The organism is Shewanella sp. H8, from assembly GCF_040285065.1.
In the GTDB taxonomy this organism is placed as follows: Bacteria; Pseudomonadota; Gammaproteobacteria; order Enterobacterales; family Shewanellaceae; genus Shewanella; species Shewanella polaris.
This window is the reverse complement of sequence record NZ_CP157213.1, coordinates 2,287,875-2,307,612: the sequence shown is the minus strand read 5'-3', so window position 1 is coordinate 2,307,612 and position 19,738 is coordinate 2,287,875. Positions and strand designations below refer to the sequence as shown.

General features: G+C 39.2%; 17 protein-coding genes. 7 read left to right on the top strand and 10 right to left on the bottom strand.

Annotated elements, in window-relative coordinates:
* Nucleotides 1-57: 57 nt before the first annotated feature.
* On the bottom strand, nt 58-2,655 hold the full coding sequence (adhE, locus tag ABIS04_RS10005; protein ID WP_350430971.1) for a bifunctional acetaldehyde-CoA/alcohol dehydrogenase: 2,598 nt from the start codon (nt 2,653-2,655) through the stop codon (nt 58-60).
* A 690-nt stretch (nt 2,656-3,345) separates the two neighbouring features.
* On the opposite strand from adhE, the gene ABIS04_RS10000 reads away from it, so the two are divergent.
* The 5 genes from ABIS04_RS10000 to ABIS04_RS09980 all read left to right on the top strand — a co-directional run bounded on the left by ABIS04_RS10000 (nt 3,346) and on the right by ABIS04_RS09980 (nt 9,481).
* Nucleotides 3,346-4,029 carry an HAD family hydrolase gene (locus tag ABIS04_RS10000; protein WP_371833636.1) on the top strand — a complete coding sequence of 228 codons (684 nt, stop codon included), beginning with the start codon at nt 3,346-3,348 and terminating at the stop codon, nt 4,027-4,029.
* 20 nt (nt 4,030-4,049) lie between these two features.
* Entirely contained in the window at nt 4,050-5,012 is a 963-nt protein-coding gene (locus ABIS04_RS09995; protein WP_137227038.1) for a sugar-binding transcriptional regulator, read from the top strand.
* 182 nt (nt 5,013-5,194) lie between these two features.
* Nucleotides 5,195-6,910, top strand: coding sequence for a hypothetical protein (locus ABIS04_RS09990; protein ID WP_350430969.1), 1,716 nt, complete (start codon nt 5,195-5,197; stop codon nt 6,908-6,910).
* Between the two features lie 124 nt (nt 6,911-7,034).
* Complete coding sequence (locus ABIS04_RS09985; protein WP_350430968.1) at nt 7,035-8,555, top strand: mannitol dehydrogenase family protein; 1,521 nt, start codon at nt 7,035-7,037, stop codon at nt 8,553-8,555.
* A 5-nt stretch (nt 8,556-8,560) separates the two neighbouring features.
* Nucleotides 8,561-9,481 (top strand): carbohydrate kinase, encoded by a 921-nt coding sequence (locus ABIS04_RS09980; RefSeq protein ID WP_350430967.1) that lies wholly within the window; start codon nt 8,561-8,563, stop codon nt 9,479-9,481.
* Between the two features lie 112 nt (nt 9,482-9,593).
* On the opposite strand, the gene ABIS04_RS09975 is transcribed toward ABIS04_RS09980, so the two are convergent.
* The 9 genes from ABIS04_RS09975 to ABIS04_RS09935 all read right to left on the bottom strand — a co-directional run bounded on the left by ABIS04_RS09975 (nt 9,594) and on the right by ABIS04_RS09935 (nt 17,013).
* Nucleotides 9,594-10,970: an anti-phage deoxyguanosine triphosphatase gene (locus tag ABIS04_RS09975; protein WP_350430966.1), complete on the bottom strand. Its 1,377-nt coding sequence runs from the start codon at nt 10,968-10,970 to the stop codon at nt 9,594-9,596.
* 9 nt (nt 10,971-10,979) lie between these two features.
* Nucleotides 10,980-11,567 carry a 5'-deoxynucleotidase gene (yfbR, locus tag ABIS04_RS09970; RefSeq protein WP_137227042.1) on the bottom strand — a complete coding sequence of 196 codons (588 nt, stop codon included), beginning with the start codon at nt 11,565-11,567 and terminating at the stop codon, nt 10,980-10,982.
* A 113-nt stretch (nt 11,568-11,680) separates the two neighbouring features.
* Nucleotides 11,681-12,895 carry a pyridoxal phosphate-dependent aminotransferase gene (locus ABIS04_RS09965; RefSeq protein ID WP_350430965.1) on the bottom strand — a complete coding sequence of 405 codons (1,215 nt, stop codon included), beginning with the start codon at nt 12,893-12,895 and terminating at the stop codon, nt 11,681-11,683.
* A 279-nt stretch (nt 12,896-13,174) separates the two neighbouring features.
* Nucleotides 13,175-13,735 carry an elongation factor P gene (gene efp, locus ABIS04_RS09960; RefSeq protein WP_137227044.1) on the bottom strand — a complete coding sequence of 187 codons (561 nt, stop codon included), beginning with the start codon at nt 13,733-13,735 and terminating at the stop codon, nt 13,175-13,177.
* A gap of 49 nt (nt 13,736-13,784) precedes the next feature.
* Entirely contained in the window at nt 13,785-14,972 is a 1,188-nt protein-coding gene (earP, locus tag ABIS04_RS09955; protein WP_350430964.1) for an elongation factor P maturation arginine rhamnosyltransferase EarP, read from the bottom strand.
* 88 nt (nt 14,973-15,060) lie between these two features.
* Nucleotides 15,061-15,588, bottom strand: coding sequence for a flavodoxin FldA (gene fldA, locus ABIS04_RS09950; RefSeq protein WP_137227046.1), 528 nt, complete (start codon nt 15,586-15,588; stop codon nt 15,061-15,063).
* Nucleotides 15,589-15,639: 51 nt separating this feature from the next.
* Complete coding sequence (ybfE, locus tag ABIS04_RS09945) at nt 15,640-15,912, bottom strand: LexA regulated protein (protein WP_137227047.1); 273 nt, start codon at nt 15,910-15,912, stop codon at nt 15,640-15,642.
* Nucleotides 15,913-15,920: 8 nt separating this feature from the next.
* On the bottom strand, nt 15,921-16,142 hold the full coding sequence (locus ABIS04_RS09940) for a DUF2788 domain-containing protein (RefSeq protein ID WP_137227048.1): 222 nt from the start codon (nt 16,140-16,142) through the stop codon (nt 15,921-15,923).
* A 97-nt stretch (nt 16,143-16,239) separates the two neighbouring features.
* Nucleotides 16,240-17,013, bottom strand: coding sequence for an alpha/beta fold hydrolase (locus ABIS04_RS09935; RefSeq protein ID WP_350430963.1), 774 nt, complete (start codon nt 17,011-17,013; stop codon nt 16,240-16,242).
* Nucleotides 17,014-17,315: 302 nt separating this feature from the next.
* Between ABIS04_RS09935 and seqA the strand changes: the two genes are divergently transcribed.
* Both seqA and pgm read left to right on the top strand, forming a co-directional pair.
* The gene (gene seqA / locus ABIS04_RS09930; RefSeq protein WP_350430962.1) at nt 17,316-17,942 is read left to right on the top strand and encodes a replication initiation negative regulator SeqA; all 627 of its coding nucleotides are present in this window, start codon (nt 17,316-17,318) and stop codon (nt 17,940-17,942) included.
* Nucleotides 17,943-18,016: 74 nt separating this feature from the next.
* Entirely contained in the window at nt 18,017-19,660 is a 1,644-nt protein-coding gene (gene pgm, locus ABIS04_RS09925; protein ID WP_350430961.1) for a phosphoglucomutase (alpha-D-glucose-1,6-bisphosphate-dependent), read from the top strand.
* Nucleotides 19,661-19,738: the final 78 nt, after the last annotated feature.

Here is a 19,738-nt window from a genome sequence, read left to right as displayed (position 1 = left end):
CGCCCTACAATATTGTAAGGCGTCTTATTAAAAGCTTACTGCTTATTCTCGTTTAGGCTAGTCTTTATAAGCTCTGCCATAGAAGCTGTCTAACAGCACTTGTTTTAGCTCTTTGATTAACGGGTAACGTGGATTAGCACCAGTACATTGATCATCGAATGCATCTTCAGCCAGTTCATCCAGTTTGGCGATGAAATCTGCTTCATTAACTCCAGCATCTTGAATTGATGCAGGAATACCAATGGTTGTTTTAAGCTCTTCAATCTTTTCAATCAGTTTTTCAACTTTTTGAGCATCTGTTTTACCCCCTAGCTTTAAATAATCCGCAATGGCAGCATAACGGCACAGCGCTTTAGGGCGATCATATTGACTAAAAGCCGCTTGCTTGGTTGGCATGTCTGTCGCGTTAAAACGGATCACGTTAGAGATTAATAATGCGTTAGCCAAACCGTGAGCTAAGTGGAACTCAGCCCCTAATTTGTGCGCCATTGAGTGACAAACACCTAAGAATGCATTGGCAAAAGCAATACCCGCGATGGTGGCTCCATTATGGACTTTTTCTCGAGCCACTGGCGCTTTAGCGCCAAATTCATAAGAGTCTGGTAGGTATTTAAATAATAGGTCTAATGCTTGTAACGCTTGGCCATCACTGTACTCGTTTGCCATCACACTTACATAAGCTTCTAACGCATGTGTGACAGCATCAATGCCACCAAAAGCTGTGAGTGATTTAGGCATGTCCATGACTAAATTAGGATCGACAATCGCCATGTTCGGGGTTAATTGATAGTCTGCAATAGGGTACTTCATGCCGGTTTTTTCATCGGTTACCACGGCAAAAGGAGTTACTTCTGAACCAGTACCTGAGGTTGTCGGAATGGCAACCATTTGAGCTTTAACGCCCATTTTAGGGAATTTATAAATACGCTTACGGATGTCCATAAAACGCATTGCTAAATCGGCAAAATCAACATCAGGGTGTTCGTACATAACCCAAATGATCTTTGCTGCATCCATTGGCGATCCACCGCCTAATGCAATAATGACATCTGGCTGAAAGCTTTGTGCGATTTTAGCGCCTTGGCGAACAATCGCTAAGGTTGGATCGGCTTCCACTTCGTAAAACACTTCGGTTTCAAGTCCCTGTGCTTTAAGGATTTTTAAGGTCTCGTTACAATAACCGTTATTGAATAAGAATTTGTCAGTAATGATCAGTGCACGTTTTTTATCACTTAACTCTTCAAGTGCTATCGGTAGACTACCGCGGCGAAAGTAAATAGATGATGGAAGCTTATGCCACAACATGTTTTCAGCCCTCTTAGCTACCATTTTTTTATTGATTAAGTGACTTGGGCCGACGTTCTCTGAAATTGAATTACCACCCCATGAACCACAACCGAGAGTTAACGATGGTGCTAACTTAAAGTTGTATAAGTCACCAATACCACCTTGTGATGCAGGGGTATTAATCAAAATGCGTGCTGTTTTCATTCTAAAACCAAAGGCTTTAACGCGATCATCTTGGGTGTCTTGATCGGTATATAAACCAGACGTATGGCCAATACCCCCCAAGGTGACTAAGGCTTCAGCTTTGTCCATTGCTTCATTAAAGTCTTTTGCTTTATACATACCTAATAACGGAGATAATTTCTCGTGGGCGAAGGCTTCAGCGTCATTAATATCTGTGACTTCACCAATGAGCACTTTGGTGGTACTTGGTACTTCAAAGCCAGCCATTGCAGCTATCGAAACAGCACTCTGGCCAACAATATCGGCGTTAAGACCACCGTTTTTAAGGATCACAGTTTGCATTGCCGCAGTTTCAGCTTTAGACAGAATATAACCGCCGTGACTGACAAAACGCTCTTTTACTTGTTTATAAATACTGTCTACCACAATCACCGCTTGTTCAGATGCGCATACCACACCATTGTCGAAGGTCTTTGACATTAATATGGAGCTTACAGCACGTTTGATGTCCGCTGTTTCATCGATAACGATAGGTGTATTACCTGCACCAACACCAATAGCTGGTTTACCTGAAGAATAGGCCGCTTTAACCATGCCTGGTCCACCAGTGGCTAAGATGAGGTTAATTTTTGCATGAGTCATTAATTGGTTAGACAAGGCAACGCTTGGTTGATCAATCCAGCCAATAATGTCTTTGGGTGCACCTGCGGCAACTGCTGCATCTAATACTATTTTAGCTGCAGTCGTGGTTGAGTTTTTAGCTCTTGGGTGCGGTGAGAAAATAATACCATTGCGAGTTTTTAAGCTAATAAGGGCTTTAAAAATAGCGGTAGATGTTGGGTTTGTCGTAGGGACAATACCACAAATAATACCAACAGGTTCTGCAATAGTGATAGTACCAAAGGTTATATCTTCAGACAAAATACCGCAGGTTTTTTCATCTTTGTATTTGTTGTAAATGTATTCCGATGCAAAGTGATTTTTAATCACTTTATCTTCTAATACGCCCATACCAGTTTCAATTACGGCCATTTTGGCTAATGAGATTCTTGCATCAGCAGCAGCTAATGCTGCAGCTCTGAAGATGTTATCTACTTGCTCTTGGCTAAAATTAGCGAACTCTGCTTGTGCCTTGGCAACGCGCTCTACCAATAAATCAAGCTCTTGAATGTTGGTGACTGTCATAGTGGTTCCTTCTAAAAATATTCAACAAATCGATTTTGTAAAATATTCTTTGTGAATAAAATTACAGCTTTCAGGGCTGATATATTGTGATATTGACCACAAAAGACTGATAACTGTAATTTTATTACAATATCTGCTGCTTATTGTAGCTGTTCTCTGTATTTAACGAGATAAATTTTAAAACAGACTTAGATGTAATTGGCGATAGCGATATGACAAAACAGTGACATAAATTAACAACAAAGAATTAATTATCTACGTTATCTATTGATGCATAATCGACTAAAAATAGGTTTGTTAATTGTCCTGCTTAGAGAAAAGTATAGTTTTTATTAAGAGGATGTTGTTCGGCTTCGTCGGCAAATAACATATTTATAAATACATTGTTGAATATAAACAACATTTTAATATTTATAAGCATTAATTAGCGATAGCTAAAGCTTGTAATGCTTATTTAATTGAATAAATGTGATTGACATCAATATTAAGAAAAGGGAATATGCTCATCAGTAGGGCATATGCTCATTTTGGTTAGGGCTGATAATGTAGTGTGCTACAAGAGGCCTTAATTTACCGCGCAAATGATGATTGTGGCTAGTAAGGGACAACTAGAATGAATTAAGTGGCACCCCAATTTTACCGTTATATTATTATCCTACTTAACATTAGCGCTATGCGATAGGTGAATTTATTGACATTGATACACAATTAGTCATTTTTGATTGCGATGGTGTGGTCATAGACAGTGAAGTCATAAGCGCCAATGTATTAATTGAACAATTAGCTGTGCTGGGTGCAAAAATTGATATGGCCTTTGTCCAAAAACACTTTTTGGGTTGCCAATTTGCTACGGTAGCCGCCAAAGTTCATAATTTATTGTCCATTATTTTGCCAGTAGATTTTGAAGCGCAATATCGTAAACAGTTATTACTTGAGTTTGAACAAAATTTAACGGTGACAAGCGGTATAAAGGAAATATTGACGCAATTGAATGTAGCTTGTTGTATTGCGACCAGTAGTAGCTTACCTAGAACAACAAAAGCATTAGCTGTAGTTGGGTTAACCGATGTATTTCCTGAGCACGTGTTTACAGCCAGTGAAGTTAAAAATGGTAAGCCTGCCCCGGACTTATTTTTACATGCTGCTAAAAGCATGGGCGTGGCGCCAGAACATTGTTTAGTTATTGAAGACAGTTTTTTTGGTGTAAGTGCTGCAATTGCAGCAAATATGCCGGTGATACATTACGTCGGTGGTGGTCATATAGTTGATAGTATGGGCAGCGATTTACACCCAGTATCACAAGCATATCCAATGGTTCCAGTACTTAACCATTGGCATCATTTTAAGCATTTAATGCCAACCTTAGTAAGTTGATATTGAATATAAGGGTTAATATGGACAGCAAATCGAATTCAGAACTCGCGCGTTTAGAGCAAGCAGCTAGAGCGGCTTGGTTATATTACGTTGCTAAAAATACTCAGGATGAAATTGCTCAAAAATTAGAGGTATCAAGACAGACTGCCCAGCGTTTGGTTGCATTAGCCGTCAGTGAAGGGTTAATCAAAGTTCGTTTAGATCACCCCATTGCTAAATGTATGGATCTTGGACAACAACTCAAGCAAGCTTTTAACTTATTGGAATGCGAAATTGTTCCAAGCGATCCTGCTGATGCGAATAATGTTTATGGTTTGGCACAACGTGGTGCCGCTGTGCTAGAACGATATTTGAAATCAGATCTGCCTAAAACATTAGCATTCGGCACAGGAAGAGTACTCAAAGCGTGTGTTGATGAATTACCTTCGATGCAATGCCCGCAACATAGAATTGTATCGCTATTAGGCAATATGATGTTAGATGGTTCAGCTTCGGCATTTGACATTGTTGTCAGTATGGCGAGTAGGGTACAAGCTAAGCATTATCCAATGCCGTTGCCCGTTATTGCGAGCTCAGTGACAGAAAAGAACTTGTTACATGAATTAGCACCTGTAAAAAGTATTTTTGAATTAATTCAACATGCTGATGCCACCTTTGTCGGAATAGGGCATATGGACGTAAATCCGCCGTTATTGTTAGATGGTTTTATTAATCAGATCCAACTTAATGAATTAAAGGATGCCCATGCAGCGGGCGAAATTATTAGTTGGGTTTATAACCAACAAGGTCAGCTGCTAGAACATCCTATCAATCAGTTAGTGATGAGTGCACCGTTAAAGGTTAATTCAACTAAACCTGTATATGGTATAGCCGCAGGTCAACATAAAGTGGATGCCATCTATTCGGCATTACAAGGACGATTGATTAACTCGTTAATCACCAATGAATTCACCGCGGAAAAAATATTAGCTAGACTAAAATAGTTAACAATAAACCAGCTCAATATAAATAGAACAATATCAATCAATAAGACAGTGATATAAATGGGGTTATTATTTCTAATGGATAGAAATAGTAAATAGTCAGTAAAGGTAAATTGTTTAATTTTATCATCGATTTTTGGTGAGGGGGTTAATTTACCTGAAAGAACAGGAATATAAAAATAATGACAACAAGACAATACCAGCCTTCATTTGAACAAATGAATGAAGAGCAACTGCCCGTAGCCAAAAATAAGCTCCATGGTTGGAAGCACTTTGCTGGTTTATATGCTGGGGAGCATGTAGCCGCAACTGAATTTGTTATCGGTGCTACCTTTGTTGCCTTGGGTGCATCGACCATTGATATTTTATTGGGGTTATTAATCGGTAACCTTTTAGCCATGTGTTCATGGTGGTTATTAACCGCACCTATAGCGGTAGAAACACGATTAAGTTTATATAACTATTTGAATAAAATAGCTGGCGACTCGATGACCAAGCTCTATAACTGGGCGAACGTCATTATCTTCTCGGTGATATCTGCGGCGATGATTACAGTATCGTCGACAGCCGTACGTTTCTTATTCGACATTCCCGCACAATTAAATTGGTATCCCAGCAGTTTATGGTTTGTGATGATTGTATTAGCCGTGGGCTCAATCGTTGTGGTGGTTGCTATGTATGGGTTTTCTACCGTTGCAGATTTTTCTAAAATTTGTGCCCCATGGTTATTTGTTATCTTTATTGCGGGTTCATTCACCTTATTTCCTGCGTTATCCAATCATGTCATTGGTAGTACCACGTTAACCAGTTGGCAAGACTTTATGACAATTGGTGACAGCTCAATTTGGACTGGAATAAACGATAAAGGCGAACCCGGCATTGGTTTACTTGAAGTAATAGGTTTTGCGTGGGCTGCTAACTCAATTACTCACTTTGGTTTGATCGACATGGCAATTTTCCGCTTTGCTAAGCGTAAAAGTTATGGTTTGTTTTCGGGTGTTGGAATGTTCTTCGGCCATTACTTAGCATGGATTTCTGCAGGTATTATGGGCGCAGGCACCGCGGTACTTTTAAAAACCACTATTACTCAGCTCGATCCAGGTGATGTTGCCTACCATGCTTTAGGTTTTTCTGGCTTTGTGATTATCATTATCGCTGGTTGGACGACCGCAAACGCCAATTTATACCGTGCTGGTCTTGCCGCGCAATCAATCTTTGTTAACCAATCTCGTGAACGTACCACAGCTATTGTTGGTTTAGTCACTATAGTGATTGCGTGTTTTCCATTCGTGTTTTCGCAGATGTTACCGTTACTAACCTATGCAGGCCTATTAGTTGTACCTGTTGGTGGTATTGTGTTTGCTGAGCACGTGTTGTTTCCTAAGATTGGGTTAACCCGTTATTGGGTTAAATATCAAAATCTGTCTAAAAGTACACCCGCAATTGCATCTTGGGCATTAGCGTTAGTGTTTGGCTTTGGTTTAAATAGTCTTGATATTATTTCGTTCTATTATTTATTTATTCCAACGTGGATATTCACCATTATTATTTATACCGTCTTGGCTAAAAAATATGGTGCCGATTTAGATTACACCGATGCCATATTATTAGATGAAAAAGAACAGCAACAAATTGCTGAATATCAAGATGAAATGGCTAAAGACGATACGCCACAAGTTGAAGACAGCAGTAAGTTAACCCTATTACTAAATAGCTTTGCGTTTTTTTCGCTAGTTGTTATTAGCATATTGGCTGTTAACGTTATGTTTTACAGTCCAACGATGGAAATCTATACAGATAATAAATCATTATTTGAAACAGTTTGCTTCGCATGTACTGTGATTTATTTTAGCTGTTCATATGTCGCCTTGAAACGACATAAAAAATTAAATTTATAATCGAGACATTAATGACTCAAGCTTAATAATGTTAATAAAACATTAACCTTGAGTCAGCTGTGTTATTTCTTTGAGATAACATATACATCCATATTGTTTAATTATTTTATGAGGCACAATCCACATGGATCACTCTCAACAGTCAAGCGTTCAACTTAACATGTTAAACCAACAAAGTTTGTCAACATTACCTACTCATGTTGATGTGCCAAAATATGATCGTAGCAAGTTAACTGCGGGCATAGTTCACATAGGTGTTGGTGGTTTTCATCGAGCTCATCAAGCGATGTACATCAATGAATTGTTAAAGAAGCCTGGTTCTGAATCTTGGGCGATTTGTGGTGTGGGTTTGTTAGAAGCTAACCGCGGTTTACGTGATGTGTTGGTAAAACAAGACTATTTGTACAGTTTAACAGTGCGTCACCCAAATGGTCATATTGATCATCAAGTGATGGGGTCAATGATTGATTTTTTATTTGCACCAGAAAACAAGCAACATGTTATTGATAAACTAGTTAACTCTGACACTAAAATTGTGTCATTAACCATTACTGAAGGCGGTTATAACTTTAACCCTGCAACGGGTGAGTTTGATTTCAACAATCCAGACATTATCCATGATATGGCGAATCCTAATGACCCTATCACTGCGTTTGGTTATTTAACGGCAGCACTTAAACAGCGTAAAGCTAAGGGCATGAAGCCTTTTACTATTCAGTCTTGTGACAACATTCAGCATAACGGCGACATGACCCGTAAAATGCTATTGGCGTTTGTGAATAAAAATGACGCTGATTTAGGCCAATGGATTGAAGCAAATGTAGCGTTTCCAAACGCAATGGTTGACCGTATTACCCCTGTAACAACTAAAGCGGATATCGAGTATGTGACCAACACATTACACATTAACGATGAATGGCCAATTACTTGCGAAGCCTTCACTCAATGGGTAATAGAAGACAACTTTAGTGATGGCCGTCCGGCGTTAGATACTGTTGGGGCTCAATTTGTCAGTGACGTAACACCATTTGAAAAAATGAAGATCCGTTTATTAAACGCAGGCCATTCAGTATTAGGTTTACTAGGCTCTATACATGGTTTTGCGACAATTGATGAATCGGTATCGGATCCGCTATTTTCTTCCTATTTACGTCGATTTATGGACGATGAAGTTACACCGTTAATCGAGCAACTTGAAGGGATTGATTTAACTCAATATAAAGACACCTTAATTGAGCGTTTTGCCAATCCGAACATTAAAGATAGCTTGGCACGTATTTGTTTAGAAAGTTCAGCTAAGTTACCAAAATTTATCATTGCTTCTATTAATGAAAACATCGCCTTAGGCCGTGATACTTCTTTGGCAACATTAGTCATAGCGACTTGGTGTTTATACAGTGACAAACGTGTAGACCAGCAAGGGAAAGCGTTAGATATTAGTGACCAAATGTCTGCACAGTTACATGAATTTGCCAGTAGAACAGTACAAGATCCGTTAGCTTTTTTACAGTTAACCGACTTATTTGGTGATCTCAATAATCAAGCCATTTTCTGCAAAGATTATCGTCAAGCTATTACTGCCTTATACGCACCAGGCTCCGATATTAAAGCGATCATGCAAGCAAGATTACAAGCAAAGAGTTAATCATTATGAATAGTGTATTAATTAATCATAAAGTAACAGCAGACATCAATGTTAGCTGTTTTGGCGAAGTATTATGGGATTGTTTCTCAGATGATAAGCGTGTTGGTGGGGCACCTTTAAATGTGTGCGTCAGACTTAATTCCTTGGGTATTAAAGCTTCAATGATCAGTGCCGTTGGTGATGATTTATTAGGCCGCGAACTGCTGAGTTTTATTGATGATCGTGGTGTTAATCGTGACTGTATCGCCATGGACCCAGTCAAAAGCACCAGCACTGTCCAAGTTACCTTAGACAAAAACGGTTCAGCATCCTACGAAATCGTCGCCGATACAGCTTGGGACAATATCGCATTGACTGAAGATCTTATTGAGCAAGTGAATCGTGCTGATATGTTGGTTTTTGGCAGTTTAATTGGACGCAATGATGTGTCTCTCAGTACCTTAACTGCCTTAGTTGAATTGGCTGCATTTTCTGTATTTGACGTTAACTTACGAGCGCCGCATTACCAGATTGGCAATGTGGTTAATTTGATGAAAAAAGCAGACTTCATAAAATTAAATGATGATGAATTGTATGAGATTGCTAAAGAAATGGGCTCGCCATTTTATTCATTAGAGCAAAACTTGGATTTTATCGCTGAACAAACCCAAACCAAATACCTGTGTGTGACCAAAGGCAGTCATGGTGCACTACTGAGTGTTGCTGGGCAGAAGTTTTATAATTCAGGTTATTTAGTCAATGTAGTTGATACCGTTGGTGCCGGAGATTCGTTTTTAGGATCGTTACTGTATCAATTATGCAGTGACAATCATCCTCAATATGCAATTGATTTTGCCTGTGCAGTGGGGGCCATGGTGGCGCAATCTCATGGTGCAACGCCATTGTTGTCTCTGAGTGAGATACAAGCATTTATGCAACCTGTTTAAGTAAACGTTAATGTCAAAAAGTGAAGTGAGACATTTGGGTTATTTCCCCTTTATTTAACCCGTAAGCGCTTGGTTGCGATAACCAAGCGCTTTTTTTTACATAACAATATGATTATTGCTCGCGACTTAAATCCATAATACCCGCCGTTTTTGAGCCGAATAATTGCTGGTGTAAGCGTCCTGCAAATTCATCAGTCATGCCAGAAATATAATCAGCAATCACCCTCATTGGATTATTATTCTGATTGCGTTCTACTAACCACCGTTCGCGAGTATTGAGTGGTAACAATCGTTCCGGATCCGAGGCAAACGCCTCAAATAATTCCATTACAATCTGTTGACCTTTGTATTCTAACATTTGAATTTCTGGCTTGCGGATAACATATTTAAACACAAATTGTTTTAGGACGTGCAAAGTTGCAGCAAAATCTGATTGTAATTCAGCATTATATTTTAATAAATCTTCATCAAACTTAGAATTAGTACCAATTCCAATGGCGGTAACAAAACCGTTTACTAGGGTGCCGATGGCATCTTTACGTAAATGATGCTCGTGGGAGAAAAGTTTGTCACCTATTTGTGCCATTTCAGAGATGAGCCAATCCTCCTTAATTTCTGATAACTGTTCAACAACATCACGTTGCCACTGATGTTGATTAACAATACCCATTACAATGGCATCTTCAAGATCGTGCACAGCATAAGCAATGTCATCTGCCAATTCCATAATCGAACAATCGAATGACTTATAGCGAGTTTTTAAATGGGGGTAATCGACGTTTGTATGACTTTGCTCACTGCTAATGAATAATTGTCGGTCCGCATCTGACAACTCAGATAATACCCAATCAATAATAGATTTATCATCATCAAATAAGCCTTTTACGGGTGGCCATTCAGAAGGTTTTAGCTGACGATGATTAACGATGTCAGGTCGATGTAGATCGATATACAATTGCGAATAAGTTGCTGGGTATTTCATTACCCCCAATAAAGTCCGTCGAGTGAGATTCATTCCCCATGACTGTGTATAGGGTTCTAACCGAGTTAAAATCCGAAATGTTTGGCCATTGCCTTCAAAGCCACCGTGATGGCGCATCATATAATTTAATGCAACTTCACCGCCATGACCAAAAGGAGGATGGCCGATATCGTGGGCTAAACAAATTGATTCAATTAGGCTCATTGAATTGAGCAAATACCTTAGTTCTGGATACTTACGACGTAACTGAGCAGTAATACCCGTACCAATTTGTGAGACTTCTAAGGAATGTGTCAAACGAGTGCGATAAAAGTCATTCATGCCTACACCCAATACTTGTGTTTTGGCTTGAAGGCGACGAAATGCGGCAGAATGTAGAATACGAGCTCGATCGCGCTGATAAGGACTGCGATGGTCGTTACGGCGTTGTTTATCCTCACCAAGTAAACGTTGTTGCCAACGATTATCATGTTCCGTATTACTTGGCTCGTCAGTGTTATCAGACATAAAATTCCTTTACAGCATTTGATTAATTTCGTCTAAATTCAATGTGAAACTTGGAATAAAACAATCTCGGAAATAACCTACCGCTGGGTTCGGATTATCATGTAGACTTTGTTCCAAACGTTTACGGGCACTATTGAATTCGCTATTACCGGCTTTTTGCTCTTCTAAGCACTTTAAATACGCACATAATGTATCGGCTGCTTTTACGATGGCTTTGTATTGTGGATCAGCATCTTCACTAATAAATAGGCTACGATAATCTTCTCTAAATTCTTCCGGTACCATTTCTAACATTCGCTGTTCAGCAATGGCTTCTATCTTTTTATATTCAGCTTCAATTTCTTTATTAAAGTATTTTACTGGCGTTGGCAAATCACCGGTCAAAATTTCGCTGGCATCATGATAAATAGCAATGGTTGCGGCTTTATTAGCGTCTAAGTTGGTGTTGAATTTTTTATTACTGATAATGACAAGAGCATGGGCAACCATAGCCACTTGTAGTGAATGCTCTTGAACGTTTTCACGGCGCACGTTATACATTAACGGCCAACGTTGGATCAGTTTCATCCGAGATAAATGGGCAAATAAATGACTCATGAGACTCCTTACTGCGCTCAATAGTTTTTAATAGCTTACAGGAGCTTATCAATAAAAAAAAGCGACTGTTCAGTCGCTTAGTTATTTATTTTGAACCATGCTTATGTGAATGGTTATTGGCGGTAATCTTCTAAAAATTCACCAAATTCTGTAATAGCTTTAGTTAAATCTTCTTTATAAGGTAAGAATACCACCCGAAGATGATCGGGCTCAGGCCAGTTGAAGGCCGTTCCCTGAACCAAAAGAATTTTTTTCGTCTTTAATAAATCAAGCACCAAGCGTTCGTCATCGCGTAAATTAAATTTTTTCATGTCTAATTTTGGAAACGCGTACAGTGCCCCTTTAGGTTTTTTACAACTTACCCCTGGAATTTGGTTAAGTAATTCGTACACGGCATCGCGCTGAATCGTTAAGCGACCACTCGGTAAAATCAACTCGTTAATTGATTGATAACCACCTAACGCGGTTTGAATAGCATGTTGATTGGGCACATTGGCACACAAACGCATTGAAGCCAGCATTTCTAAGCCTTCAATATAGCTTCTGGCGGCTTTTAAGTTACCTGACAACATCATCCAACCGACACGGAATCCTGCCGCGCGGTAAGCTTTAGATAAACCATTAAAAGTAATCGTTAAGATATCATCAGATAAACCCGCTGCAGGTATATGTTTGGCTTCGTCATAGAGGATTTTGTCGTAGATTTCGTCGGCGAATAATATTAAATCGTGTTGCCGACATAACTCAATAACCTGCAACAACAATTCTTTACTATAAACTGCGCCAGTAGGGTTGTTTGGATTGATTAATACAATTGCACGGGTGCGACTGCTGATTTTACTGATAATGTCATCTAAGTCTGGGAACCAATCGGCTTCTTCATCGCACCGATAATGCACGGCTTTACCGCCTGCTAAGTTAGCTGCAGCAGTCCATAGAGGGTAATCGGGCGAGGGGATAAGCACTTCATCATCGGCGTTAAGCAAGCCTTGCATGGCCATCACGATCAATTCTGACACCCCATTACCTATGTAGATATCTTCAATATCGACACCAAATATTCCTTGAGCTTGATAATGTTGCACAATGGCTTTACGTGCAGAGAACAAGCCTTTAGATTCGCAGTAACCTTGGGCACTGGGTAAATTTAAAATGACGTCGCGAACGATCTCTTCTGGCGCTTCAAATCCAAACGGGGCCGGGTTGCCGATATTAAGCTTTAAGATACGGTGACCTTCGTCTTCAAGACGTCGGGCTTCTTTATGGACAGGACCACGGATATCGTAGCAAACTGAATCAAGCTTATTGGATTTGATAATGGGGCGCATACTACTATTCTCGATAACTAAATACGGCTTAAGTTATCGAACCATAACGAATTTATAGGGATTGTGAAAGAGGCAAATGCGCAAAGTGAAGAATAATATTAGTGTTAAATGCTGACTTGTTAGGTAAATTAGACTTTGCTTTAGTGTTTTATTCTGTATTTTATTATTTAGCAGTGTGGTTATAGTGTTTGACTACAAAAAAGCCAGCACGTAGTGCTGGCTTTTGCTGAGTTGACTTGTGTTATTACTATTTTACTAATAACCCATGTTAACTGGCGATTATACGCGCTTCTTGAACTCACCTGTGCGAGTATCAATTTCAATTTTGTCACCCACTTTAACAAAGTCAGCAACAGTAACAGTACCACCACCAGTAATGGTAGCTGGTTTCATTACTTTACCTGAAGTGTCGCCACGAGCTGAAGGCTCTGTGTAAATCACTTCACGTACGATGTGAACTGGCAATTCTACAGAAATTGCTTTGCCTTCATAGAAGGTCACTTGGCACATGTCTTCCATGCCATCAATGATATAGGTAGCAGCATCACCTAAGTTGTCAGCTTCTACATCGTATTGGTTATATTCACTATCCATGAATACATACATAGGATCGGCAAAATATGAGTAAGTACAATCTAGACGTTCTAAAATGATATCGTCTAATTTGTCTTCACCTTTAAAGGTTTGTTCAGTGCCAGAATCTAGCAATACGTTTTTTAATTTTAACTTAACGATTGCAGCGTTACGGCCAGAACGAGTTGTTTCAGTCTTCTGAACAACCCATGGGCTGCCATCTAACATGATCACGTTACCAGGACGGATTTCATGAGCAGTTTTCATTTCACTATTTCCTATATTTTGGGACTTTTTTTATTTATAGAGCAGTATCTTAGCTATTGTTAACGAATTGAACGAGTCGACTCGCAAGATCTGCATCATTTAACGCGTTAATTGGCCATTTAATAGCATGTTGCATTAAAGGCAAATTAACAGAAAGTAAGTGTTGCCAGTGCATTACTACCGCGTTTGTATTCCCTTGGTTGAAGGCCAAATTCACCTCAGACCAAGTAGTAGCAATTTCTGGAGCCAGATTATCGCAGTAAATTTGTATAAAAGCTTGTAATTTTACCAGGTGATAATCATCTTCTTGTGGATAAATGTGCCATATAAAAGGTTTTGCAGCCCATTGAGCACGTAAAAATGAATCTTCACCCCGCACAATATTAAAATCGCAGCTCCATAGCAAGCGATCAAAGCCATTTTGATCCGTCATCGGCAATATATGTAGGGTCAAGCTACCTATTATAAATTGTTGACCGGGTATCAAATCTTCAATGGCACAAGGTAATAAGCTTTGGATACTATTCAAACTACGCCCTTTAGGAATAAGCGCATGAACTGGAGTCGGTGATGCTTGCCATAAATGACATAAAGCGGTTAATGCTTCTGTTTCATAACTAAAGACACTGATAACCGTATCCTGAGCATTAATACCTTGTAAACCCAGTTGCTTGAATAATGCTAATTTATGTTTAGGGTCAGCTTGCCATTCATCACGTTGGTTAAATAAATCACGTTCACAAATAAGACCACCCGTTTTAGCGCTAAAACCAGGGAAATAGAACCATTTTGTAACGCCATTAGGTTGTGATGATGGTAGCCCATGGCAACCATCAACCCAATCTTCAGCACTGAGGTATTCTAGGTTAAGCCAAGTTGGGGCATGGGTATCTGAGTGGTGATGCAGTTGTTCAATCTGATCCTTAACTTGTGAAGGTAATTCACAGGCGAAAGCTTCAATAACGACTCCCCCAGATTTAAATTCTATATCTAGAGGGTTATTCCATTGAAATATATTCACGCCACAAAATGATTGCTGTGCTTTATTAATATCAAGTTTAGGTAAAATATGTGAGAAACTCAGTAAGTCATCAACCCACAAATTAATCGGAATGTTATATTCTGCTACCAATTGTTTAGCCAAACGCCAAGTGACGCCTATATCACCATAGTTGTCGACAACGGTACAAAATATATCCCAATGATGTTGAGTTAAACAAGAACTATTGGTTGGCATATTGATGGTTACTTAACATTTAAAGGTAAACGTTAGACATTAAAAAGCGGCAATAAAGCCGCTTTTTATCATAAAAATATGTGCTTGGTTAGTCTTCTAACTCAGCTAAACACATTTCTTCATAAATTTGCTTAACCCAGCCGTCAACACGTTCTTCGGTTAGCTCTGGTTGACGGTCTTCGTCAATCCCTAACCCGACAAAGTGTTTGTCATCTGCCATGCCTTTAGATGCTTCGAAGTTGTAACTTTCTGATGGCCAATGACCAATAATGATACCACCACGAGCCTCTACGATGTCACGGATCATGCCCATAGCATCAAGGAAATATTCAGCATAATCTTCTTGGTCACCACAACCAAAAATAGCGACTAATTTGTCGGTAAAGTCAATTTGCTCAAGTTCCGGGAAAAAATCATCCCAATCACACTGTGCTTCGCCGTAATACCAAGTTGGAATACCAAACATTAACAAATCATATTCAGCAATTTGCTCTTTGGTACTCTTTGCGATGTCTTTGACATCGAGCATGCTTTTACCCAGTTTTTTCTGGATCATTTTGGCTACAGCTTCGGTGTTACCAGTGTCGCTACCGAAAAAAAGACCTACAGTTGCCATTGTCTATCCTTTAAATATCTAATTCGCGTTGTGCGATGTTCTAAAAACGTCTCAGTTGTCGAGTTGCTGTTGCAGAATAAATTCGATTAACTGGCTACGGCTGATGTTACTGTTCAAAGCTTGTTGGTTCAAGGCATCATACAAATCTTGTGACACTTTTAACTCTATTCGCTTTAAACCGTTAGCGCGATCACGCTGAATTTGGTTGCGCTTATTGATCTTTAATTGCTGATCTCGAGAAAGAGGGTTACTTCTCGGACGCCCTCGGCGCGTTTCTGCGGAAAAAAGATCAATAGTCGTTCTATCTGTTGTTTCTTTTGCCATTGTACTCTTTAACCGATCCCAGAGCCTTCCCAGGTCATCTGAATAATACCTTTTGCAATAAACCCGGCACAGCCAAGGAATAAAACTAACCAAACAATAAATCGACCAAATTTAGGCACATCACCTTGTTTAAGCACATCATGGATAGCCATGCCGATAAAAAAGAATATCGATGCAAAAAACAAGTTTAAGCCTACTGCTTCAATTTGTTCCATGTATTGGTTTAACATACTTCTACCTTCGCAATTAACTGTCTGGCGAAAAGAGGGCGAGAATATACCACATCACGTTGGCATCGGCTATATTCTAAAGGGTAAATATTAAAATTTACCCTTGGTTTTGTTCAATAAACTCGGACACAATACGATTAAATATTTCTGGCTTTTGTGCGTGTAACCAATGGCCTGTGCCATTCAATGTTTTAGCAATGGCATGGGGGAATTGACGCATAATGTCATCACGATATGCAGCCGTTATATAGTTTGAATCACCGCCACGTAAAAATAGTGTAGGCTTATTAAAATGACTGTCATTATTTAATGGCAAATCCCAACCAATAATATTGTCATAAGAATGAATTAACCCAGGTAAATTCATTTTCCATTCAAAACCGCTGTCAGTGCGTTGTAAATTCTTTAGTAAGAACTGAGACGTGGGCTCATCAATGCCTGCAGCCATTAAATGGGTTAATGCTGATTTTCGAGTGGTGGCACTGTCTAATACTAAACTGGTTAATCCAGCAAACACCGTTTGATGTTTTGGACTATATGCCACCGGAGCGATATCTGCTATGACTAAACTGATTACTCGGTCAGGATGCAAAAGTGCCATTGCCATTGCAATTTTTCCGCCCATTGAATGGCCAACAACATGGACTTGTTTAATCTGTAAATCGTCAAGTAGATCAATCATGGCATCGGCTAATTGTGGATAATCCATATTATCCCAATGTTCACTTAAACCATGATTGGGCACATCAACCCGTATGACTTGATGTTGTTTTTCCAGGACACGACTAAGATTTTTTAGATTATCAAGATTACCAAAGAGTCCATGAATTAACAGAACGGCTTCACCTTGACCGGAAATTACATAATGCATACAGCAATAAGCTCGTTAAAACGATTAATGCTGAGGATTTTGCTGCAACTGGCCAGTCAAATCAAGTTTTGTGGCAGTCACAACAAATATTGCTTATATTTTACACTGATTTTAATAAATTTTTAGTCATTTAATGCATATAATGATTTTGCTACTTTATTAGTAGGTTAAGCATGGCTTACACTGGAACGATATGTTTTGATCTCATTAATAATAATTTGATCTGCGATCCCTAATTAATCTACAGCAGCATGATATTGGCTCCAGTAGTGACAAAGACTGATAGAAAAAGGATGACTCTGATGAAATACATAGAAATTGACGAAGAACTTTATCGCTTTATTGCCAGCAAGACCGAACGCATAGGCGAAAGTGCTTCAGATATTTTACGTCGGTTATTGAACTTGTCAGTAGAAGATGTTGATATAAGTTTACCCATTGATATTAGTCAACCCAGTTTAGAATCTGCACCTGTACAAAATCGAGAACACGTATTTAATCAAGCTAAAATAGCGGTTGAAAAGGTTATTTCGGAACAAAAAATTCCTAGTCAACACAAAACATTAGATGAAAATGCCTTATCTACAGAAGTGATTAACTTTGACTCTATTGTAAATCAACATTTATTGAGCCAGCAAAAAGGTGCTGTCGGTCGCTTTATGTACTTATTAAGCAGCCTTGAAACAGTTGTTGGCAGTGATTTTGATAAAGTCTTAAATATCCAAGGCAAAGGTCGTTTGTACTTTGCTTGTTCTAAACAGGCTTTATTAGCGTCAAGTAAATCTTCAAATCCTAAAGAAATCGCAACCAGCGGTTTTTGGGTAACGACCAATAATAATACTGCTAAAAAACAAAATATTTTGATCGAAGTGTTAGAACACTTAGGTTGTGATAGTGAAAAGGCCAAAATGATAGCTGAACATATTTAATCGGTGATTGATGTTATCCACACTGACAATTTTTTAGTTAGATAAAATAATGATTTGATAATAGGAGACTACAAGTGGCCATTCATCCACGTGCAGGACAGCAAGCTTTACAAACGGATTTAGTGAACATTCCTAAATTGATGAGTTATTATTATCGCATTATACCTAATGTGGAAGATGTTCAGCAAAAAGTGTCATTTGGGACATCGGGACATCGTGGTAGCTCGTTTAAGGCCAGTTTTAATCAAAACCACATATGGGCCATCACTCAAGCTGTGGTCGATTATCGACAATCTGTTGGTATTACAGGTCCTATGATTGTCGGTTTTGACACTCACGCATTATCTTATTCGGCATTTTTGTCTGTTATTGAAGTGTTAACTGCCAATCAAGTCAAAATGTTGATTCAAACAGATGATGGTTTTACGCCAACTCCTGTAGTGTCACATGCCATTGTCAGTGCTAACGCCAGTAAACCTTCAGCACTAACAGACGGACTTATCATAACACCATCACATAATCCGCCTAAGGATGGTGGAATTAAATATAATCCACCTCATGGTGGTCCTGCTGAGGGTGACATCACCAAAATCATTGAAACCAAGGCCAATGAATACCTTGCTAATCAACTTTCTGGGGTTAAAAAGGTTAATTACGGCATAGCGGTTCAATCTGGTTGGGTTGATGAGGTTGATTTTATTGAACCCTATGTTGCTTCTCTTATTGACGTTGTTGATATGGACGCAATTAAAAAAGCTAATATTCGCATCGGTGTTGATCCTCTAGGTGGTTCTGGTATTTATTATTGGGACAAGATTGCAGCAAAATATGGCCTTGATATTACCTTAGTGAATAACAAAGTTGACCCTACATTTGGTTTTATGAGCCTAGACAAGGACGGCCAAATTCGAATGGACTGTTCGTCACCTTATGCCATGGCTGGATTATTAGCGCGCAGTGAAGATTTTGATTTATGTGTTGGTAACGACCCCGATTATGACCGTCATGGTATTGTTTGCCCAGGTTATGGCTTAATGAATCCTAATCATTATTTAGCGGTTGCGATTGATTATTTAATGACACATCGCCCACAATGGTCTGCTTCATTGGCCGTTGGAAAAACCTTGGTGTCTAGTGCAATGATTGACCGCGTATGTAACGCGTTGGGTCGTCACTGTTTGGAAGTACCCGTGGGCTTTAAGTGGTTTGTAGATGGCTTGGCACATAGCACCATTGCTTTTGGTGGCGAAGAAAGTGCTGGTGCCGCATTTTTAAAACGAGATGGCAGCACATGGTGTACCGACAAAGACGGGTTTATTTTGGCCTTGCTTGCCGCTGAAATTTTAGCGGTAACCGGTAAAACGCCTGCACAACGTTATAAAGAATTAACGGATCAGTTTGGTGAAAGTTTTTATAGTCGTATCGATAGCCCTATTAGCCTTAAGAAAAAAGCCAAATTTGAACAATTAAACGCTGATAGCTTTAGTGATACCCAATTAGCTGGTGAGGCTATTACCGCAATATTAAGTCATGCGCCAGGTAATAATGCTGCCATTGGTGGCATTAAAGTCACTACTGAAAATGGTTGGTTTGCCGCACGTCCTTCTGGGACAGAAGCTTTGTTTAAAATTTATGCCGAAAGCTTTATTAGTCAGCAACATCTAGATGACATTATCACTCAAGCACAACAAATGATTGATCAAGCACTAAAAGGTTAATTAATCTTCTATTGAGTTGATTAATTGCAATAAAAAAGCACTGTTGAGTATTCACAGTGCTTTTTTTATGACTCGTGG